The following is a 19,734-nucleotide window of genomic DNA, read 5'->3' as shown; positions in this document are numbered from 1 at the left end:
CCACCCACCGGACAGACGGCGCAGAACGCGCACCCCAACCGGGCCAACCGGGCCCACGCAAAAGACCGGGCCCCCGGGGATAACCCCAGGGGCCCAGCCCTGATTGCCGACTACGCACTACGCGCGACGACTACGCGCGAAGCGCGGCTCCGCTCAGTTGTCGTCCTCGTCGATGAGGAACCCACGCATCGGCGACGGCGCCTGCTGCATCGGCTGCTGCCCCTGCGGCCGCACCGGAGCCATCGGCTGCGTCATCGCCGGCGACATCTGCTGCTGCCCGCCGTAGGACGGAGCACTCGCGGAGCCACCACCGTGACCACCCATCGACTGCCCGCCACCCATGGTGTGGTTGCCCCCCATGGACCCGGCACCGGCCGACGCCATCGACGGCGACGGCGGCAGCGAGGCGGTCGCCGGCGTCCGCGGCGGCGCCAGCGAGTCGTCGGCCTGGTTCTCCAGCTGGCGCAGCTGGCTCTCCAGGTAGGACTTCAGCCGCGTACGGTACTCGCGCTCGAAGCCGCGCAGGTCCTCGACCTTGCGCTCCAGCGTGGCGCGGGCCGACTCCAGCGACCCCATCGCGACGCGGTGCTTCTCCTGCGCGTCCCGCTCCAGCGCATCCGCCTTGGCGCGGGCATCCCGCTCCAGACCCTCGGCCCGGCTGCGCGCCTCACCAACGATCTTGTTGGCTTCGGAGCGGGCCTCCGCAATCGCCTGGTCGGCGGTCTGCTGCGCGAGCGAGAGCACACGAGCGGCGCTGTCGCCGCCCGGACCCTGACCCGGCTGCGGCAGCTGCGGGCCGCCGTGACCACCGGGGCCACCGGGACCGCCCATCGGGCCGCCGAGCGGACCGCCGGGCCCCATCGGGCCGGGGCCGTGCGGGCCCTGCGGACCAGGACCGTGGCCACCGGGGCCGGCCGGCAGCTGCGGGGCCCCTCCGGTCAGCTGCGGCGGGCCGCCCAACTGCTGCTGTTGCTGCTGTTGCTGCGGCGGCACCGGCTGCGGACCGGATATGGCGGCGGGCACGGGAGCCCCGGGCCTGCCCTGCTGGTGCTGTTGCTGCTGGTCCTGCTGCTGCTGGTCCTGCTGCTTGCGCATGTTCTGCTGCTGGTTCTGCGCGGCGGCTCGCGTCGCGGCGGCCAGCTTGGCGCGCAGGTCCTCGTTCTCCCGCAGCAGACGGGTCAGTTCGGCTTCGACCTCATCGAGGAAGGCATCGACCTCGTCCTCGTCATAGCCTTCTCGGAGGCGGACGGTCGTGAACTGCTTGTTCCGCACGTCCTCGGGGGTCAACGGCATCTCTACTTCACCTCAACGTAGTCGTCGGCAATCGGCAAGACCGTATCGTTCACACCAACAACACCGACCTCACGACGGTGATCAGGATGTAGACGATGATCATCAATACGAAGAAGGACAGGTCGAGCGCCACGCCCCCGAGACGCAGCGGCGGAATGACCCGCCGCAAGAGCTTGAGTGGCGGATCAGTGACAGTGTAGGTGGCCTCCAGAACGACCACCATTGGCTTGCCGGGTTGCCATGAACGGGCGAACTGGAAGACATAGTCCATCACCAGCCGGAAGATCAACACGATCAGGAAGCAGTACAACGCGATGTAGATCACCTGTCCAGCGATACTCATCCGCGCTGTCCTCTCCCCTTGCCATGCTGTCGTGTTGGGCGTTTCGGCCCGGTGTGCCCGGTGTTGCGTCTCAGCTCTGGTTGAAGAACCCGCCCTCTGCGATACGGGCCTTGTCCTCCGCCGTGACATCGACGTTAGCAGGCGACAACAGGAACACCTTCTGCGTCACCCGCTCGATGCTGCCGTGCAGGCCGAAGACGAGACCGGCCGCAAAGTCGACAAGTCGCTTCGCGTCCGTGTCGTCCATCTCCGTGAGATTCATGATCACCGGAGTGCCCTCACGGAAGTGTTCCCCGATGGTACGGGCTTCGTTGTAGGTCCGGGGGTGCAGCGTGGTGATGCGGTAGGGCTCCCGCTCGGACACAACCTTGGGCATGATCACCGGTGCGTTCTTCTCCAGATTCGGACGGTCGGGTGTGATGGACGCCACGGGGGCGATTCGGGCGGGTCGTCCGCTTTCGGCGGCCAGGGGCGCGGACTCACGCTGAGCGGGTGGCTGGGCGACTCGGACGGGTTCGTCCCGTTCCGGGTGCGGCTCGGTGGGTACTTGGGTCTGCGGTCGCCGCCCCCGTTCGGGCTCCGGGTCAAGCTCGGGCTCGAACTCGTCGTCGGGGTCGAACCCCCGGCCGTCGTACCCATCGTCCTCCACGAGGCCGAGGTAGACCGCCATCTTGCGCATCGCGCCGGCCATTCTCTGCGTCCTCCGCTCTGTGGTGGATCGGCTCCGTCACCGGGTGCCTTGGATCCACGCGGTCTGCCCTCCTTTTGGGGGCAATGACCATATTTTGTGCTGTGGTCCGACTTGCTTGGCGACGTTACCCGAGCCGTGGTCGGACTCCGAGTACCGCAGTGCCGACGCGCACATGTGTCGCCCCGGCAGCCACGGCTTCATCGAGGTCCGCGCTCATCCCTGCTGACACCATGTTCGCAGCAGGATGGTTCACGCGCAGGCCGGATGAGATTTCCATCAAACGCTCGAAAGCGGCACCGGGCCGCCCGGCGAACGGGCCGGTCAGCGGAGCCACCGTCATCAGACCGCCCAGGCGCAGACCTTCGGCGTCCGCGATGGCGTCGGCCAGCGCGGCGACCCCGGCCGGGGCCACCCCGCCACGCTCCCCCGTCTCCCCCCGGGTGTCACCCGACTCGGCGTCAAGTGCCACCTGGAGCAGGCAGCGGAGCTCGCGGCCGGCCCGTACCGCTTCCTTCGACAGTGCGGTGACCAGCTTGGCGCGGTCGACCGACTGCACAATATCGGCGTAATTGGCCACAGACCGCACTTTGTTGGTCTGCAACTGACCGACGAAGTGCCAGGTAAGGGGCAGATCCGAGCAGGCGGCGGCCTTCGGCGCCGCGTCCTGGTCGCGGTTCTCCGCCACCTGCCGGACGCCGAGTTCGGCGAGCAGCCGGACGTCGCTCGCCGGGTAGGTCTTCGTGACCACGATGAGCGTCACGTCTTCACGCTTGCGGCCGGCCTTGTCGCACGCGGTGGAGATTCGTTCCTCCACGCGCGCCAGGTTGTCCGCCAGTTCGGTCCTACGATCCGTCACAGCTCAGCATCCCAGCCATACATAGCTCGCGAGCCGCCCGGTGGTGCGGTCGCGCCGGTACGAGAAGTGGTCCGCCGACTCCAGCGTGCAGATGTGGGAATGTTCACGCATCTGCACGCCGTACGCGGCGAGTTGGGCACGGACCCCGGCGGCCATGTCCACCGCGGGGGTGCCCCACGAGGTGGTGGCCCACGCCGCGGGCACCACCGCGGCGACCTCGTCGCGCATCGCCGCGGGCACCTCGTAGCAGCGTCCGCAGACCGCGGGCCCGGTACGGGCGGTGATACGGGCCGGGTCGGCGCCCAGCGCGGTCATCGCCTCGACGGTGGCCGGAACCACTCCGGCCACCAGGCCCGGACGCCCCGCGTGCGCGGCGCCGGTGACTCCGGCGACCGGGTCGGCGAGGAGCACCGGGGTGCAGTCGGCGGTCAGGACCGCGAGGGCCAGGCCCCGCCGGGCCGTCACCACCGCGTCCACACAGGGGACCTCGGTGTCGTCGCGCCACGGCCCGTCGACCACGGCCACGTCCCGGCCGTGCACCTGGTTCATCCACACGACCGAGGCTGGGTCCAGGCCCAGCGCCTTGGCCGCCAGTTCGCGATTGGTCCGTACCGCTCCGGGGTCGTCGCCGACGGCGCCCCCGAGGTTGAGCTCGGCATACGGAGCGGCGCTCACCCCGCCCCACCGGTCGGTGAAGGCGAAGTGCGCGCCGCTCGTGTCGTTCGTCAGCACCGGGTGCTGTTGCCCTATCACGTCGGGACTTCGGTCACTTCAGGAAGTCGGGGACGTCCAGTTCCTCGGCCGCGGTGTCCGAGTACGGACGGGCCGGCGGAACCTGCGGCGAGGCGGTCGGGGGCGGCGGCACCTCGCCGAGCGGGGACGGGTCGGCCGGGGCCGGCTCCTCGTCCCGTACGGGCACCGAACCCAGGCCGCCGAAGGACGACGACCGGGGCTCGGCCTGCGGGGCCGGGCGGCTGGCGGCCGGAGCCGGTTCCTCGCGCTTGCCGTTGTTCTGGTTACCGAGCACGGTCTGCTGACGGGCCGGCGGCTGGCCGCCGTCGAAGCCCGCGGCGATGACGGTCACCCGGACCTCGTCGCCGAGCGCGTCGTCGATGACGGCGCCGAAGATGATGTTCGCCTCGGGGTGAGCCGCCTCGCTGACCAGTTGCGCGGCCTCGTTGATCTCGAAGAGACCGAGGTCGGAGCCGCCGGAGATGGAGAGCAGCACGCCGCGGGCGCCGTCGATGGACGCCTCCAGGAGCGGCGAGGAGATCGCCATCTCCGCGGCGGCCACCGCGCGGTCGTCGCCGCGCGCCGAGCCGATGCCCATGAGGGCCGAGCCGGCCTCCGACATCACGGACTTGACGTCGGCGAAGTCGAGGTTGATCAGACCCGGGGTGGTGATCAGGTCGGTGATGCCCTGGACACCCGACAGCAGTACCTGGTCCGCGGACTTGAACGCGTCGAGCACGCTCACCTGGCGGTCCGAGATGGACAGCAGTCGGTCATTGGGGATCACGATGAGGGTGTCGACCTCGTCGCGGAGGCCGGCGATGCCGTCCTCGGCCTGGTTCGCGCGGCGACGGCCCTCGAAGGTGAACGGTCGGGTGACCACACCGATCGTCAGGGCGCCGAGCGAGCGGGCGATGTTGGCGACGACGGGGGCGCCGCCGGTGCCGGTGCCGCCGCCCTCTCCCGCGGTCACGAAGACCATGTCGGCCCCCTTGAGGACCTCCTCGATCTCCTCGCGGTGGTCTTCGGCCGCCTTGCGGCCGACATCGGGGTTGGCGCCTGCGCCCAGACCACGCGTGAGTTCCCGGCCGACGTCCAGTTTGACGTCGGCGTCGCTCATCAGCAGGGCCTGTGCATCGGTGTTGATCGCGATGAACTCGACGCCCTTGAGCCCGACCTCGATCATCCGGTTGATGGCGTTCACGCCACCGCCGCCGATGCCGACGACCTTGATGACTGCGAGGTAGTTCTGCGGTGCTGCCACGTCGAAGGCCTCTCGCCTCGAGTTACGTGTCGTCGCCGCACCGGGGGGTGCGGTCGCCGACTGATGCCGATGGGACGGTTCGTAGTGCCGACCCGAACCCTAACGCTGAAGTTTAGGGTTACCAGTGCCTGTGTTCCTGGGACTCTTTGGAACGAGACACTAAGTCGACAAGTGGCGCACGTTCAACGAACACGCCGAACCTCCCGTTTTTCTTTTCACCCTATGTGATCACCCATAGTGGTAGCCATCCAGGGTGCTGGCCTGCGGGTACACACGTCAACTCCCGGACACCGCGGGTGCGGTGGGGACACTCACATCGAAGTGGCGCGCGTCACGCGCCGCTTTCAGCGCCGCGGCGAGCACCTTGGCCTTCGCCGTACTGCGTTCGTCACTCCCCCATACGACGGTACGGCCGCCCGTCAGCTTCAGGGTGATGGCGTCGAAGGAACGCACCTCGACGGTACGAACCTCCTGGTGGAGCGGTTTCGGGAGGGCGGTGACGACGGTGCCGGCCGCGCGCCGGAGGCGGTCGGCGCCGAACCGCCGCAGACCCGGGCTGTCCCGTACGGCCATTTCCAGAAGCGGAACGCCCTTCGGAGCGGTGGCGACCGTGGCGAAACGCGTCCCTTCGGCGTCCACTTCGACGAACTTTCCGCCCGTTTGAATAACGAGTTCCGGCTGCCTTTCGGTCACTTTCAGGCTGACCGTGTGCGGCCAGGAGCGCATGACGGCAACGGACTTGATACGCGGAAGTTTCGCGCGCAAGCGGCCGGCGACGGCCCCCTTGTCCATGGAGGCGAGGGGTGTGTCCATCGGTACCGCGGCGGCCCGTACGACCTCATCGGCCGTCAGCACACCGATACCGCTCACCTCTACGTGTTCCGTGCGCAGCCAGGTGGAGCCGTACAGGGCCCAGGTACCGAAACCGGCCAGCAGTACGGCGCCCGCCGATGTGATGATCAGGCTGCGGCGGGGCGGTACGCGGAACCGGGCCCGCAGGCCGGACCAGCCGCCCGACGGGCCGGACGCGCCCCGCTTTCCGGGCTCATCGGCTCCGCCTCCGGCACCGGACCCGCCGGACTTCCCGGACCTTCCGGGTTTCCAGGACTTCTCGGGCTTTCCGGAAGAGGGCGGGCCGGAGCGCGCGGACTTCTTCTCACCGCGCCGGGCGGTCGTCGGTCCGGCCACACTCCCTCTCCTTCCGGCCGCCGCCCCGGGGTACGCCCCGGGGCAGCACGGCCGCACCGTCCGTCAGCGGCCCGCGACCGCCTCGTACACCATGCCGACCAGAAGCTCGTCCGCGTCCCTGCGGCCGAACTCGGATGCCGCGCGGGACATCTCGTACAGCCGGTGCGGGTCGGCGAGCACCGGCAGCACCTGGCCCTGCACCCACTCCGGCGTCAGCTGCGCGTCGTCGACGAGCAGCCCGCCGCCGGCGTTGACCAGCGGCTGGGCGTTCAGCCGCTGTTCGCCGTTGCCGATGGGCAGCGGTACGTAGGCGGCCGGCAGCCCGACGGCGGACAGTTCGGCGACGGTCATCGCGCCCGCGCGGCAGAGCATCATGTCGGCCGCGGCGTACGCGAGGTCCATCCGGTCCACGTACGGTACCGGCACATACGGGGGCATCCCCGGCATGTTGTCCACATGCGGCATTTCGTTCTTCGGGCCGACCGCGTGCAGCACCTGGATTCCGGAGCGCTGAAGAGCGGGTACGGCGGCCTGGATGACCTCGTTGAGCCGCCGGGCCCCCTGCGAGCCGCCGGAGACCAGCAGCGTCGGCAGGTTGGGGTCCAGCCCGAAGGCGGCCCGCGCCTCGGGGCGGACCGCCGCCCGGTCGAGGGTCGCGATCGTGCGGCGCAGCGGGATGCCCACGTACCGGGCGTCCCGCAGCTTGCTGTCCGGGGTGCTGACCGCGACGTACTTGGCGTAGCGCGAGCCGATCTTGTTGGCCAGCCCGGGGCGGGCATTGGCCTCGTGCACGATGATCGGCACCCCGCGCCGCTTGGCGGCCAGGTAACCGGGCAGCGCGACATAGCCGCCGAACCCGACGACGCAGTCCGCCTTCGTGCGCTCCAGGATCTGCTCGGCGGCCTTGATCGTGCCGCGCAGCCGCCCGGGGACGGTGATCAGTTCGGGCGTGGGCTTGCGCGGCAGCGGTACGGCCGGGATCAGCCCGAGCTCGTAGCCCCGCTCCGGCACCAGCCGGGTCTCCAGCCCCTTCTCCGTGCCGAGTGCCGTGATCCCCACGGTCGGGTCCTGCCTGCGCAGGGCGTCCGCGAGGGCGAGCGCGGGCTCGATGTGGCCGGCGGTCCCCCCACCGGCGAGTACGACATGCACCGAAATTCACCGCTCTCCGGACGGTCGCTTCTTGACGCGCCGTCTCATCGTCTTCCGTCTCACCCCAGCCGGTTTCCTTCCGAAAACAGGCTGCCGCATGGCCAGTGCCGCCCGTGCAGCGGGCTCGTCACGCGCGAAGGCGATCAGCAGACCGATGGCGAACATCGTCGGCAGCAGGGCGGAGCCCCCGAAGGAGAACAGCGGCAGCGGGACCCCGGCGATCGGCAACAGACCGAGCACCGCACCGATATTGATCACGGCCTGGGCCGTGATCCAGGTGGTCACGCCTCCCGCTGCGTACCTCACGAAGGGATCCTCCGTGCGTCCGGCCACGCGGATACCCGCATAGCCTAGAGCCGCGAAGAGGGCGAGCACCGACAGCGTCCCCGCAAGCCCCAGTTCCTCCCCGGTGATGGCGAAGATGAAGTCGGTGTGCGGTTCAGGGAGTTCACCCCATTTTTCCATACTGGCGCCGAGTCCCGAACCGAAGAAGCCGCCGGAGGCCAGTGCGTAGATGCCGTGCACGGCCTGCCAGCACTGGTCCTGCGGTCCGGGATCGGTCGCGCCGATGCAGGCGAGCCGGGCCATCCGGTTGGCGCTGGTCTTGATCAGCAGCGCCCCTATGACGACCGCCGCGCCGAGCACGCCCACGAAGAGCCGGGTCGGGGCGCCGGCCAGCCACAGCAGACCGAAGAGGATCGCGGTGAGAATGATCGCGGTGCCCATGTCGCCGCCGAGCATGATCAGGCCGAGCAGCAGGAAGGCCACCGGGATCAGCGGCACCAGCAGGTGCTTCCACTGCATGAGCAGCTTCTTGTCCTGTTTGCGCGCCAGCAGGTCGGCCCCCCACAGGACCAGCGCCAGCTTGCCGAACTCGCTGGGCTGCATCTGGAAGGGGCCGCCCAGGTTGATCCAGTTCTGGTTGCCGTTGACCGCGACCCCTATCCCGGGGATCTGCACCAGGGTCATCAGGAAGACGGAGACGGCCAGCAGCGGGTAGGACAGCGTCCGGTGGACCCGTACCGTCATCCGGGCCGCCACCAGCATCAGGATGCCGCCGAGCACCGCCGCGAACAGCTGCTTGCGGAAGAAGTACGTCGGTGCCAGGCCGAGCTGGAGCGCCTTGATCTGGGAGGCCGAGTAGACCATCACCAGACCGAGCACGGTGATCAGCAGGCTGCCGCCGACCACCAGGTAGTAGGCGGTCAGCGGCCGGTCCCAGGCCCGGCGGACCTGGGTGTACAGGCCGCGCGGGCCGCGGGTGGCGCCGCCGCGCTGCGGGCGCGGGGCGGGACCGGTGCGCCGCGGGCGCGGCGGCGCGGCCTTCGCCGGTCGGGCCGTCATCCTCGTCCCCTCCACGGGTGCGCTGCGCCGTGCGTCCTCGACGGCGGCGGGGACGTACGGACTACTGTTCCCGGTCGGCCAGCGTGCGGACCGCGTCGGCGAAGGCCTCGCCCCGCTTGTTGTAGTTCAGGTACATGTCCATCGAGGCGCAGGCCGGGGCCAGCAGGACCGTATCGCCCGGCCGGGCCAGGCGCGCCGCTTCCCGTACGGCCTCGGACATCGCCCCAGTGTCGGTCCGGTCGAGGTCGACCACCGGGACATCCGGGGCGTGTCGCGCCAGGGCCTCCCGAATGAGCGCCCGGTCGGCGCCGATGAGGACCGCGCCGCGCAGCCGGTCAGCGGACTTCCGGACGAGTTCGTCGAAGGTGGCGCCCTTGGCCAGGCCGCCGGCGATCCAGACGATGTGCTCGTACGCCGCCAACGACGCCTCGGTGGCGTGGGTGTTGGTGGCCTTGGAGTCGTCGACGTAGGCGACCCCGGCGACGTCCGCGACGTGTTCGATGCGGTGCGCGTCCGGGTGGAAGGCGCGCAGGCCGTCGCGTACGGACTGGGGGCGCACGCCGAAGGCGCGGGCCAGGGCCGCGGCGGCGAGCGCGTTGGCGATGTTGTGCGGGGCGGCGGGCGTCACGTCCGAGATCTCGGCGAGTTCCTGCGCGTGCTGCTGCCGGTTCTCGACGAAGGCGCGGTCGACGAGGATGCCCTCGACGACGCCCAGCTGGGACGGGCCCGGGGTGCCGAGGGTGAAGCCGATGGCCCGGCAGCCCTCCTCGACGTCGGCCTCGCGCACCAGGTCCTCGGTCGCCGGGTCCGCGGCGTTGTAGACGCAGGCCACGGTGTTGCCCTCGTAGATGCGGCCCTTGTCGGCGGCGTACGCCTCCATGGAGCCGTGCCAGTCGAGGTGGTCCGGGGCGAGGTTGAGGACCACGGCGGAGTGGGCGCGTACGGAGGGCGCCCAGTGCAGCTGGTAGCTGGAGAGTTCGACGGCGAGCACGTCGTACGTGCCGCCCGGCTCCAGCACCACGTCCACCAGCGGCACGCCGATGTTGCCGACGGCCGCGGTGCGCAGCCCTTCGGCCTCCAGGATGGCGGCCAGCATCCGTACGGTCGTGGTCTTGCCGTTGGTGCCGGTGACCGCGAGCCAGGGCGGGGAGTCCGGGCCGCGCATCCGCCAGGCCAGCTCCACGTCGCCCCACACGGGGACGCCGGCCGCCTCGGCGGCCTCGAAGAGCGGGCTGGTGGGCTTCCAGCCGGGGGTGGTGACGACGAGGTCGGTGCCCGCGGGGAGGGTGTCGCCGTCGCCGAGGCGGACGGTGATGCCCAGCTCCCGGAGGGGCGCCGCCTGGGCACGCTCGCGTTCGCCGTCGCTGCCGTTAACGACGGTGACGACGGCGCCGAGGCCGGCCAGGGCGCGGGCGGCGGGTACGCCGCTCACGCCGAGACCGGCGACGGTCACGTGCTGTCCGGCGAGGTCGGGGCCGGTCACTTGGCGGCCTGCCAGCCGCCGTAGAAGAGGCCCAGGCCGACGATCACACACATGCCCTGGATGATCCAGAACCGGACCACGACAAGGACTTCGGACCACCCCTTGAGTTCGAAGTGGTGCTGGAGTGGCGCCATCCGGAAGACCCGCTTGCCGGTGAGCCGGAAGGATCCGACCTGGATGACCACGGACATGGTGATCAGGACGAACAGACCGCCGAGGACGGCCATCAGCAGCTCCGTGCGGGAGCAGATGGCCAGGCCCGCCAGCGCGCCGCCCAGGGCCAGCGAGCCGGTGTCGCCCATGAAGATCTTGGCGGGCGAGGTGTTCCACCACAGGAAGCCGAAGCAGGCGCCCATCAGGGCGGAGGCGACGACCGCGAGGTCGAGCGGGTCGCGGACCTCGTAACAGGCGGGTCCGGCGCTGATCGCGTTGGCGCAGGACTCCTGGTACTGCCAGATGCCGATGAAGGTGTACGCGCCGAAGACCATCACCGAGGCGCCGGTGGCCAGGCCGTCGAGGCCGTCGGTGAGGTTCACGCCGTTGGACATCGCCAGGATCATGAACAGTGCCCAGATGACGAAGAGCACCGGGCCGATCTGCCAGCCGAAGTCCTGGGTGAAGGACAGCCGGTCGGAGGCCGGGGTCTGGCCGCGCATGTCGGCGAACTGGAGCGAGAGCACCGCGAAGGCGATGCCGACGATCAGCTGGCCGGCCATCTTGGCCTTGGCCCGCAGGCCCAGCGAACGCTGCTTGACGATCTTGATGTAGTCGTCGAGGAAGCCCACCAGGCCCATGCCGGCCATCAGGAACAGCACCAGGACGCCGGAGAAGCTCGGGTCGCTGCTGGTGATGACCTTGGTCAGCGCGTAGGCGATGAGCGTGGCCAGGATGAAGGCGATGCCACCCATGGTGGGCGTACCGCGCTTGCTGTGGTGGTCGCGCGGGCCGTCGTCACGGATGAACTGCCCGTAGCCCTTCCTGGCCAGCAGCTTGATCAGCAGCGGGGTGCCGATCAGCGTCAGGAAGAGACCGATCATTCCGGAGAAGAGGATCTGCTTCATCGGGTGGCGGCCCCGCCCTCGACACCGTCGTCGCTCAGCAATGCCGCGGCGACCCGCTCCAGGCCGACCGACCTGGACGCCTTCACCAGCACGACGTCACCCGGGCGCAGCTCGCTGCGCAACAGGTCGACCGCCGCCTGCGCGTCGGACACGTGCACCGACTCCTCACCCCACGAACCCTCGTTCTTGGCGCCCATGTCGAGCCAGGCCGCTTCCCTGCCGCCGACCGCCACGAGCTTGCTGACGTTGAGCCGGACGACCAGGCGTCCGACCGCGTCGTGTTCGGCGAGTGACTCCCCGCCGAGCTCGGCCATCTCACCGAGCACCGCCCACGTACGGCCTCCCGTTCCCTTGGAGGCTTCGCCCATCGCCACGAGCGCGCGAAGCGCCGCCCGCGTGGATTCCGGGTTCGCGTTGTAGGCGTCGTTGACGACCGTCACACCGTCCGCGCGCTCGGTGACCTCCATCCGCCAGCGGGAGAGCGTGCCGGCTTCGGAGAGCGCGACGGCGATCTCGTCCACGGACATGCCCAACTCATGGGCGACGGCGGCCGCGGCAAGCGCGTTCGACACGTGGTGCTCACCGTACAGCCGCATGGTCACGTCGCTGCACCCGGAGGGTGTGTGAAGCGTGAAGGAGGGCTGCCCGAGCGCGGTGAGCCGGACATTCTCGGCACGTACGGCGGCCTCGGCGGACTCGCCGAAGAAGACCGTGCGGGCCTTCGTACGGGAGGCCATGGCACGTACGTACGGGTCGTCCGCGTTGAGCACGGCGATGCCGCCCTCCTCCGCGGTGGGCAGCGACTCGACCAGCTCGCCCTTGGCCTGGGCGATCTGCTCGCGGCCGCCGAACTCGCCGATGTGCGCGGAGCCGACGTTGAGCACCACGCCGACGCGCGGCGGAACCAGGTCGGCGAGGTAGCGGATGTGGCCGATACCGCGGGCGCCCATCTCCAGGACGAGGAACTTCGTGCCGTCGTCCGCGCGCAGCGCGGTCACCGGCAGCCCGATCTCGTTGTTGAGGTTGCCCACCGGGCACACGGTCGGCCCCCGGCGTTCCAGGAGCTGGCCGATCAGGTCCTTGGTGCTGGTCTTGCCGGCCGAGCCGGTCAGCCCGACGACGCTGGTGCCCAGGCGGCCGACGACGGCGCGGGCCAGCGCGCCGAGGGCGGCGACCACGTCGTCCACGACGATCGCGGGGACGCCGACGGGGCGGGCGGCGAGGACCGCCGCCGCGCCCGCCTCTACGGCGCGCTCCGCGTAGTCGTGGCCGTCCACGCGTTCGCCGGCGAAGGCGGCGAAGAGGCTGCCGGGGCGCACCTCACGGGAGTCGAACACGACCGGGCCGGTGACCTGGGCCGCCGGGTCCGGTATGTCGTGCTGCTGCCCGCCGACGATGCTCGCGATCTCGGCGAGGGACAGAGAGATCACTTCTCACCCCCGGCCGTGGGCAGGAAGTGCCGTTCGAAGGGTTTTGCGCGCATGGCGGTGTGTCATCCCTGGTGGTTCGGCTGCTGCGGTGTCAACGAAGCCTCGATGGCCCGGCGCAGCACCTGACGGTCGTCGAAGGAGCGGACCACTCCGGCGATGTCCTGGCCCTGCTCGTGGCCCTTGCCCGCGACGATCACGGTGTCGCCGGGCTCGGCGCGGGCGACGGCGGCCGCGATGGCGGTGGCCCGCTCCTCCTCGACCAGCACGGTGCCACGCTCGTGGACGGGCACCTCGGCGGCGCCCGCGAGCATGGTGGCGAGAATCGCGAGGGGGTCCTCGCCACGAGGGTTGTCGGAGGTCAGTACGGCGGTGTCGGCGAGACGGGCGATGGCCGCGCCCATCGGCTTGCGCTTGTGCGGGTCGCGGTCGCCGCCGCAGCCCAGCACGGCGTGGATGCGGCCCTCGGTGACCTTGCGCAGGGCGCGCAGGACCGATTCGACCGCGTCGGTCTTGTGGGCGTAGTCGACGACCGCCAGGTAGTCCTGGCCAGCATCGACGCGCTCCAGGCGGCCGGGAACGCCGGGCACCGCGGCGACGCCGTCGGCGGCGGTCTGCGGGTCCACGCCGGCCACGACCAGCGCCGTGACGGCGGCCAGCGCGTTGGCGACGTTGAACGGGCCCGGGAGGGGCGAGGCGGCCCGTACGGACACGCCGTCGGGGCCCAGCACGGTGAAGGTGGAGCCGAGCGTGCCGACCTCGACGTCGGCGGCGCGCCAGTCGGCGTCCGGGTGCCCCTCGGCGGAGAACGTGGTGACCGGCACCTCGGACTCGCCGGCGGCCAGCCGCTTGCCGTACTCGTCGTCGAGGTTGACCACGCCGGCCTTGCTGCGCGCCTTGGTGAACAGCTGCGCCTTGGCCTGGAAGTAGTCCTCCATCCCGGAGTGGAACTCCATGTGCTCCGGGCTGAGGTTGTTGAAGATCGCCACGTCGAAGACGCAGCCGTCGACACGGCCGAGGACCAGCGCGTGGCTGGAGACCTCCATCGTCACCGCGCGCACATCGCGCTCGCGCATGACGGAGAACAGTGCCTGGAGGTCGGTGGCCTCGGGGGTGGTGCGCTCCGACTTCAGGCGCTCGTCGCCGATCCGGGACTCGACCGTACCGATCAGGCCGGTCAGGCCCGCCCGTCGCCCACCACCGTCCTTCAGTGGGTGCGCTTCGCGCAGCTCCTCCTGAGCGGACTTCTCGGCCGCGGCACGCAGGCCGCCGTCGACGAGGTACGCGGTGGTGGTCTTGCCGGAGGTGCCGGTGATACCGATCTGGAGGAGGTCCTTGCCCGGGTCCCCGTAGATCGAGACGGCGAGCGCCCCCATCCGGGCCCGCGGCTCGTCCACGACCAGGACGGGCAGGCCCGTCGCGGCGGCGCGCTCGTGGCCCGCCGGGTCGGTCAGGACCGCCGCGGCGCCGAGGTCGGCGGCCTGGTTGGCGAAGTCGGCACCGTGGAAGCGGGCGCCGGGCAGCGCGGCGTAGACGTCGCCGGGGCGCACGGCCCGGGAGTCGTGGGTGATGCCGGTGACGGCGGCGTCGGCCGCGGCCGGCACCGTGGTGCCCAACTGCTCGGCGAGGTCCGCGACGGGGGTGGCGCGTACCCACTCTGGGCGGGGCGCTCCCGGAAATTTCCCGGGGGCGTCCTTCTGGGCGTTGTGGGACTGATCAGCGTGTGACACGGCGGTGAGCGTACCGGGCGCGGCGGCCTCGGGGCGAAGTGAGGGCCGCGAGCTGGAGCGGTTCCCGGGGTCGGGGGTGATGGTCGTCACGGCGGTGCTGCCTCGTTTTCATTCGCCTGGCTTGAAGGTGACGGGCAGGCGCGGGGGCTGGGCGCCGCTCGGCGGGACCTGCAGCGTCTTGAGCGCGAACTCCATGACCTGCTGGTAGATGGGGCCGCACACCTGGCCGCCGAAGTAGCTTCCCTTGGTCGGGTTCTGGACGGCGCAGTAGACGGTGATACGGGGCTGGTCGGCGGGGGCGAACCCGGCGAAGGAGGCGGTGTACCCGTGGTAACGGCCGGTCTTGGGGTCCACCCGGTTGGACGTGCCGGTCTTGCCGCCGACCCGGTATCCGTCGATCTTCGCCTTGGCTCCGGTGCCCTCCTTGTCGTCGACCACCGATTCGAGCATGGTGGCCAGCGTTTTGGCGGTCTTCTCGCTCACCACCCGGTTCTTCTTCGGCTTCGGCGCCGGCTGGTAGTGGCCGTCCGGCCCCGTACTGCCGCGTACGAGCGTGGGGGCGACGCGCTCGCCGCCGTTGGCGATGGCCGAGTAGACCGAGGCGGCCTGGACGGCGTTCAGCGACAGGCCCTGCCCGAAGGGGATCGTGTACTGCTGCGAGGTGCTCCACTTCTGCGGCTGTGCGAGCAGTCCCGCCGTCTCGCCGGGGAAGCCGAGCCCGGTGGGCTGTCCGATCCCGAATCTGCGCAGGTAGGAATAGAGCACCTGGTTGGCTTCCGGACGAGTTTTGCCGAGCTGTTCGGTGGCCAGGATGGTGCCGATGTTGCTGGATTTGGCCAGGACGCCGTTGAGGGTCAGGTGCCAGGTGGGGTGGTCGATGTCGTCCGAGAAGAGGCGGTCGCCGCGGTGCAGCCGGTTGGGGACGGTGACGCGGGTGGCCGGGGTCGCCGCGCCCTCCTCCAGGACGGCGGCCATCGACATGAGCTTGCTGGTGGAGCCGGGTTCGAAGGCGTCGGTGACGGCGGCGTTGCCCAGCGCGTCCGGGTCGGCCTTCGCGATGTCGTTGGGGTCGAAGCCGGGGGCGTTGGCCAGGGCCAGGATCTCGCCGGTCCTCGTGTCCTGGACGACGACGTAGCCCCGGTCCGCCTGCGACGCGGCGACCTGCTTGGTGATGGCCTGCTGGGCCATCCACTGGATGTCGCGGTCCAGCGTCAGCTCGATGTCGGTGCCCGGGACGGCCGGGTGCTCCTGGGCGCCCGCGGTGGGCACGCGCCGCCCGCCGGACTGGGCGTAGACGAGTTTGCCGTCCTTGCCCGCCAGCTGCCGGTCGAGCCGGGCCTCCAGGCCGCCGCCGCCCCGGCCCTCGTTGTTGACGAAACCGAGGACCCCGGAGGCGAGGTCCTTGTTCGGATAGACGCGCTTGCTGTGCTTGTCCGCGAAGATCCCGACCAGGACGTTGGGGCGCGGCTCGCTCTTGGGGGCCTTGGCCGCCTTGGCGTCCAGGGTCTTGCGCAGGTCCTTGATCTGCTTCCAGACCTGCGGGGTCTGCTGCCGGGACAGCCGTACGTAGCGCGAGCCGGGCGTGGCCAGCTTCTTGGCCAGGGCGGCCCGGTCCTCGTGCAGGACCGGCGCGAGCAGCGCGGCGGCCTGCTGCGGGGCGTCCTTCACCTTGATCTTGTCGGGCGCGAGCAGGCTGGGGTCGGCGGTGATGTCGTACGCGTCGACCGTGGTCGCCAGGTCCACGCCGTCCCGGTCGGTGATGGCGCCGCGCTCGGCGGCCAGCTTGACCGGGACGTACCGGTTGACGTTGGCCTTGGCCGCGTACGCGCCGGCGTCCACGGCCTGCACCTGGAACAGCCGGACGACGAAGACCAGCATGATCAGGGTCAGGGCGAGGGAGACCAGGCGCAGCCGGGGGCGCGGACTGCCGAGGCGCAGGGCCGGCGCGGCGGGACGGCGGCGGGGGGCGCGCTTGGTGGTGGTGGGGCGCGCGGAGGCCGGACTGCTCTTGGAGGCAGGGCGGCTCTGGGCCGTACCGCGCTGGGACTGCCCCGCACGGCCGCCGGCCGGGGCGGGGCGGGGGACACGGCGGCGGGGGGCGGGGGGGCTGGTGGTCTTGGTGCCCGGGGTCTTGGCGGTGGTGGTCTTGGCGGTGGGGGCCTTGGCGCCGGTGGTCTTGGTGCCCGGGGCTTTGGCGCCGGTGGCTTTGGCGGCTGTGCCGGGGCGGGAAGCGGGGGTGGAGGCCTTCGGGCCGGAGGCTGCCGGTTTGGAGCCTGTCGGCTTGGAGGCTGCCGGTTTCTTGGAATCTGCCGGTTTGGAGCCTTTCGGCCCGGCGCCGGAGCCGCTGCCGGAGCGCGGGCCCTTGGGGTCGGTCATGCGGCGTCCTCCTCCGGTGCTGCCATGCGGGCGGGGCTCCCGGAGGCGGCCGGGGGCACGAGGGCCGGGAGTCCGGAGGCGGCCGGGAGCACGGGCTCAGCGGGTGCGGATGCGGGCGCCGTGGCGGGTCCCGTGGCGGCCCCCGGAGCGGCCCCCGGCAGTGGCAGGGCTTCGGCGTTCTCGTACGTCATTGGGTCACCTGCCGGAAGTCGTCGGGGCGGGCAGCGGGCGGCCGGGGGCGGACACAGCGGGCATCGGGTGGTCGGGCAGCGGACGATCGGGGAGCGGATGGCCGGGGAGCGGATGGCCGGGCGGCGCCGCGGCCGGGGCGGCGGGCGCGCTCATCGGCCCCGCGCCGCCCGGAGCCGCGCTCGGCCTGCCGCGTACCGTGCCGTCCGGCTCCAGGAACGCCGGGCTGCCGCCCGGGACCATGCCCAGCTCGCGGGCGCGCTCGTCCAGCGCGCCCGGCGCCGAGTAGGCGTCCACCTCCTGCTGGAGTGCCTGCTGCTCGTCCGTCAGCTCGTTGGTCCGCTTCTCCAGCTTGCTCAGTTCGAAGGAGCCCTGGTTGAGCGCGGAATTGAGCAGCAGCAGCGCGATCAGGCCGGAGCCGAGCAGCACCACGACGAGGAGCACGAACGGCGTACGCGCCGCCGTGCCCCCCGTCCCGGGGGCGAACAGGCCCGAGAGCCGTCCAGGCCCCCCGCGCGTCCGCCCCGGCCGGTTCACGCGATGTCCTCGCGGATGCGCTCGGCGCCACGCAGCCTGGCGGGGGCCGCGCGCCGGTTCTCGGCGATCTCCTCCTCGGTCGGCAGCTCGGCGCCGCGGGTGAGCAGCTTCAGGCGCGGCTGGTACTGCTCGGGGACGACGGGCAGGCCGGGCGGCGCGGTGTTGGCCGCGCCCGCCGCGAAGACCTGCTTGACGATCCGGTCCTCCAGCGACTGGTACGCGAGCACGGCGATCCGGCCGCCCACCGCGAGGGCCCGTACGGCGGCGGGCACGGCGTTCTCCACGGCGGCCAGTTCGGCGTTGACCTCGATGCGCAGCGCCTGGAACGTGCGCTTGGCGGGGTTGCCGCCGGTGCGCTTGGCGGCCTGCGGCAGGGCGTCGCGGATCAGCTCCACCAGCCGCGCGCTGTGGGTGAAGGGCTCCTTGGCGCGCTCCTTCACGACGGCCTCGACGATCCGCTTGGCCTGCTTCTCCTCGCCGTACGCACGCAGGATGCGGACCAGTTCGCCGGGCGGGTAGGTGTTGAGGACCTCGGCGGCGCTCATGCCGGTCGTCTGGTCCATGCGCATGTCGAGCGGCGCGTCCTGCGCGTACGCGAAGCCGCGGTCGGTCTCGTCGAGCTGCATCGAGGAGACACCGAGGTCGAACAGGACGCCCTGGACGCGCGCGACACCGAGGCGCTCCAGGACCTGCGGGAGCTCGTCGTAGACGGCGTGTACGAGGGTCGCGCGGTCCCCGTAGGGGGCCAGGCGCTCCCCCGCCAGCTTCAGTGCCGACGGGTCGCGGTCGAGGGCGATCAGACGTGCTGCCGGGAACGTGGCGAGCAGCGCCTCACTGTGCCCTCCGAGGCCGAGCGTGCAGTCGACGACGACCGCGCCGGGCTCGGCGAGCGAGGGGGCGAGCATGTCCAGACACCGCTGGAGCATGACGGGTACGTGGCGATCGTTGCTGCTCATGCGCCTTCCGATGGGGTGGGCGGCAGGTGGGTCCCCCCGGCCGCTGGCTGGGGGAATGCCGCACGTACCGCTTGGTCCCCGCCCGCTCTGAAGGGGAAGTGGCCCTCCGACGACGGGGAAGTGCCGTCGGCGGACCGGTTGGAGCGGGAGGAGGCCGAGCCGTACGTGCAGATCGCACGCGAAAGATTCGGGATCCAAGGAGAGCGTCACGCCTCCCACTTCGCGCCACTTTAGTCCACTGCCGCGCGGGGTCAATCAACCGGTTCCGCGCGTCCCGCACCGGCCGCCGGGGCGTTTTCGACGAATTTTCGAGGGGCTCCGGAGAGCCGTGGGACGGCCGGGGCCGAGGCCCACAGCGAGGGTGAAATGACCGCTTTCACCCGTTCGGCGGCGGCCGGTGGGGCGTGTGGAAAACCTCACAGGGCGCCGTAGTGCCCCCTATGCCCGCCCCGACGTGCAGCCTTACCCGCCGGTGCCCCTTACCGTGTTGCTATGTCGATACCTGCCTCGAAGCCGCTGCCCCCGTCCACCGACAGCGCCGCGGCCCCCGCGGGCGACACGGTCACCGACCGCCTCGTCGAAGCGAACCAGCAGTACGCCGCCGCCTTCACCGACCCGGGCATGGACGCCCGGCCCGTCCTCAAGGTCGCCGTCGTGGCGTGCATGGACGCGCGCCTGGACCTGCACGACGCGCTGGGCCTGGAGCTCGGCGACTGCCACACCATCCGCAACGCGGGCGGCGTCGTCACCGACGACATCATCCGCTCCCTGACGATCAGCCAGCGGGCGCTGGGCACCCGCTCGGTCGTGCTCATCCACCACACGGGCTGCGGGCTGCTCAGCCTGACCGAGGACTTCCGCCACGACCTGGCGGCCGAGGTCGGACAGCGGCCCACCTGGGCCGTCGAGGCGTTCAAGGACCTCGACGAGGACGTCCGGCAGTCCATGCAGCGGGTCCGGACCTCGCCCTTCCTCCTGCACAAGGACGACATCCGGGGCTTCGTCTTCGATGTGACGACGGGTCTGCTGCGGGAGATCGACCCGCAGTAAGCGCCGTGGGTGCCGAGGGTGCCGCATGCCGACGTGGGGCCGGGCGGGCCGTCCGCCCGGCTCTG

At 71.2% G+C, this 19,734-nt stretch carries 18 protein-coding genes; 1 reads left to right on the top strand and 17 read right to left on the bottom strand.

Going from position 1 to position 19,734, the window contains the following annotated elements; all coding sequences use genetic code 11:
* Positions 1-153: 153 nt before the first annotated feature.
* The 17 genes from A6A06_RS16955 to rsmH all read right to left on the bottom strand — a co-directional run bounded on the left by A6A06_RS16955 (position 154) and on the right by rsmH (position 18,619).
* Complete coding sequence (locus A6A06_RS16955; protein WP_073761987.1) at positions 154-1,293, bottom strand: DivIVA domain-containing protein; 1,140 nt, start codon at positions 1,291-1,293, stop codon at positions 154-156.
* Between the two features lie 49 nt (positions 1,294-1,342).
* Complete coding sequence (locus A6A06_RS16950; protein WP_030676138.1) at positions 1,343-1,636, bottom strand: YggT family protein; 294 nt, start codon at positions 1,634-1,636, stop codon at positions 1,343-1,345.
* Between the two features lie 70 nt (positions 1,637-1,706).
* The gene (locus A6A06_RS16945) at positions 1,707-2,327 is read right to left on the bottom strand and encodes a cell division protein SepF (RefSeq protein WP_073761986.1); all 621 of its coding nucleotides are present in this window, start codon (positions 2,325-2,327) and stop codon (positions 1,707-1,709) included.
* Between the two features lie 124 nt (positions 2,328-2,451).
* Positions 2,452-3,183, bottom strand: a complete 732-nt coding sequence (locus A6A06_RS16940; protein WP_073761985.1) for a YggS family pyridoxal phosphate-dependent enzyme — start codon at positions 3,181-3,183, stop codon at positions 2,452-2,454.
* A gap of 3 nt (positions 3,184-3,186) precedes the next feature.
* Positions 3,187-3,936 carry a peptidoglycan editing factor PgeF gene (pgeF, locus tag A6A06_RS16935; RefSeq protein WP_073761984.1) on the bottom strand — a complete coding sequence of 250 codons (750 nt, stop codon included), beginning with the start codon at positions 3,934-3,936 and terminating at the stop codon, positions 3,187-3,189.
* A gap of 13 nt (positions 3,937-3,949) precedes the next feature.
* Positions 3,950-5,179, bottom strand: a complete 1,230-nt coding sequence (ftsZ, locus tag A6A06_RS16930; protein ID WP_073761983.1) for a cell division protein FtsZ — start codon at positions 5,177-5,179, stop codon at positions 3,950-3,952.
* 276 nt (positions 5,180-5,455) lie between these two features.
* Complete coding sequence (locus tag A6A06_RS16925) at positions 5,456-6,367, bottom strand: cell division protein FtsQ/DivIB (protein ID WP_242440766.1); 912 nt, start codon at positions 6,365-6,367, stop codon at positions 5,456-5,458.
* A gap of 63 nt (positions 6,368-6,430) precedes the next feature.
* The gene (murG, locus tag A6A06_RS16920; RefSeq protein ID WP_073761982.1) at positions 6,431-7,516 is read right to left on the bottom strand and encodes an undecaprenyldiphospho-muramoylpentapeptide beta-N-acetylglucosaminyltransferase; all 1,086 of its coding nucleotides are present in this window, start codon (positions 7,514-7,516) and stop codon (positions 6,431-6,433) included.
* Positions 7,517-7,522: 6 nt separating this feature from the next.
* Positions 7,523-8,860, bottom strand: coding sequence for a putative lipid II flippase FtsW (ftsW, locus tag A6A06_RS16915; RefSeq protein ID WP_073761981.1), 1,338 nt, complete (start codon positions 8,858-8,860; stop codon positions 7,523-7,525).
* A 61-nt stretch (positions 8,861-8,921) separates the two neighbouring features.
* Complete coding sequence (murD, locus tag A6A06_RS16910) at positions 8,922-10,343, bottom strand: UDP-N-acetylmuramoyl-L-alanine--D-glutamate ligase (protein WP_073761980.1); 1,422 nt, start codon at positions 10,341-10,343, stop codon at positions 8,922-8,924.
* The gene (gene mraY, locus A6A06_RS16905; protein ID WP_073761979.1) at positions 10,340-11,404 is read right to left on the bottom strand and encodes a phospho-N-acetylmuramoyl-pentapeptide-transferase; all 1,065 of its coding nucleotides are present in this window, start codon (positions 11,402-11,404) and stop codon (positions 10,340-10,342) included. The genes murD and mraY overlap by 4 nt, the downstream gene beginning before the upstream one ends.
* Entirely contained in the window at positions 11,401-12,834 is a 1,434-nt protein-coding gene (locus A6A06_RS16900) for a UDP-N-acetylmuramoyl-tripeptide--D-alanyl-D-alanine ligase (RefSeq protein WP_073761978.1), read from the bottom strand. Before A6A06_RS16900 ends, mraY begins: the two co-directional genes overlap by 4 nt.
* Positions 12,835-12,896: 62 nt before the next feature.
* Positions 12,897-14,651, bottom strand: coding sequence for a Mur ligase family protein (locus A6A06_RS16895; protein ID WP_073761977.1), 1,755 nt, complete (start codon positions 14,649-14,651; stop codon positions 12,897-12,899).
* Between the two features lie 18 nt (positions 14,652-14,669).
* Positions 14,670-16,937, bottom strand: a complete 2,268-nt coding sequence (locus tag A6A06_RS16890; protein ID WP_242440765.1) for a peptidoglycan D,D-transpeptidase FtsI family protein — start codon at positions 16,935-16,937, stop codon at positions 14,670-14,672.
* Positions 16,934-17,128 (bottom strand): hypothetical protein, encoded by a 195-nt coding sequence (locus A6A06_RS16885; RefSeq protein ID WP_073761976.1) that lies wholly within the window; start codon positions 17,126-17,128, stop codon positions 16,934-16,936. Before A6A06_RS16885 ends, A6A06_RS16890 begins: the two co-directional genes overlap by 4 nt.
* 4 nt (positions 17,129-17,132) lie before the next feature.
* Entirely contained in the window at positions 17,133-17,663 is a 531-nt protein-coding gene (locus A6A06_RS16880) for an FtsB family cell division protein (RefSeq protein WP_079194044.1), read from the bottom strand.
* The gene (gene rsmH, locus A6A06_RS16875; RefSeq protein WP_073761975.1) at positions 17,660-18,619 is read right to left on the bottom strand and encodes a 16S rRNA (cytosine(1402)-N(4))-methyltransferase RsmH; all 960 of its coding nucleotides are present in this window, start codon (positions 18,617-18,619) and stop codon (positions 17,660-17,662) included. The genes A6A06_RS16880 and rsmH overlap by 4 nt, the downstream gene beginning before the upstream one ends.
* A gap of 492 nt (positions 18,620-19,111) precedes the next feature.
* On the opposite strand from rsmH, the gene A6A06_RS16870 reads away from it, so the two are divergent.
* On the top strand, positions 19,112-19,669 hold the full coding sequence (locus tag A6A06_RS16870) for a beta-class carbonic anhydrase (RefSeq protein ID WP_073761974.1): 558 nt from the start codon (positions 19,112-19,114) through the stop codon (positions 19,667-19,669).
* Positions 19,670-19,734: the final 65 nt, after the last annotated feature.

The sequence above is a fragment of the Streptomyces sp. CB02923 genome, from assembly GCF_001905005.1.
GTDB lineage: Bacteria > Actinomycetota > Actinomycetes > Streptomycetales > Streptomycetaceae > Streptomyces.
Note: the sequence above shows the minus strand (reverse complement) of the source record. Positions and strands in the feature narration are given on the sequence as shown.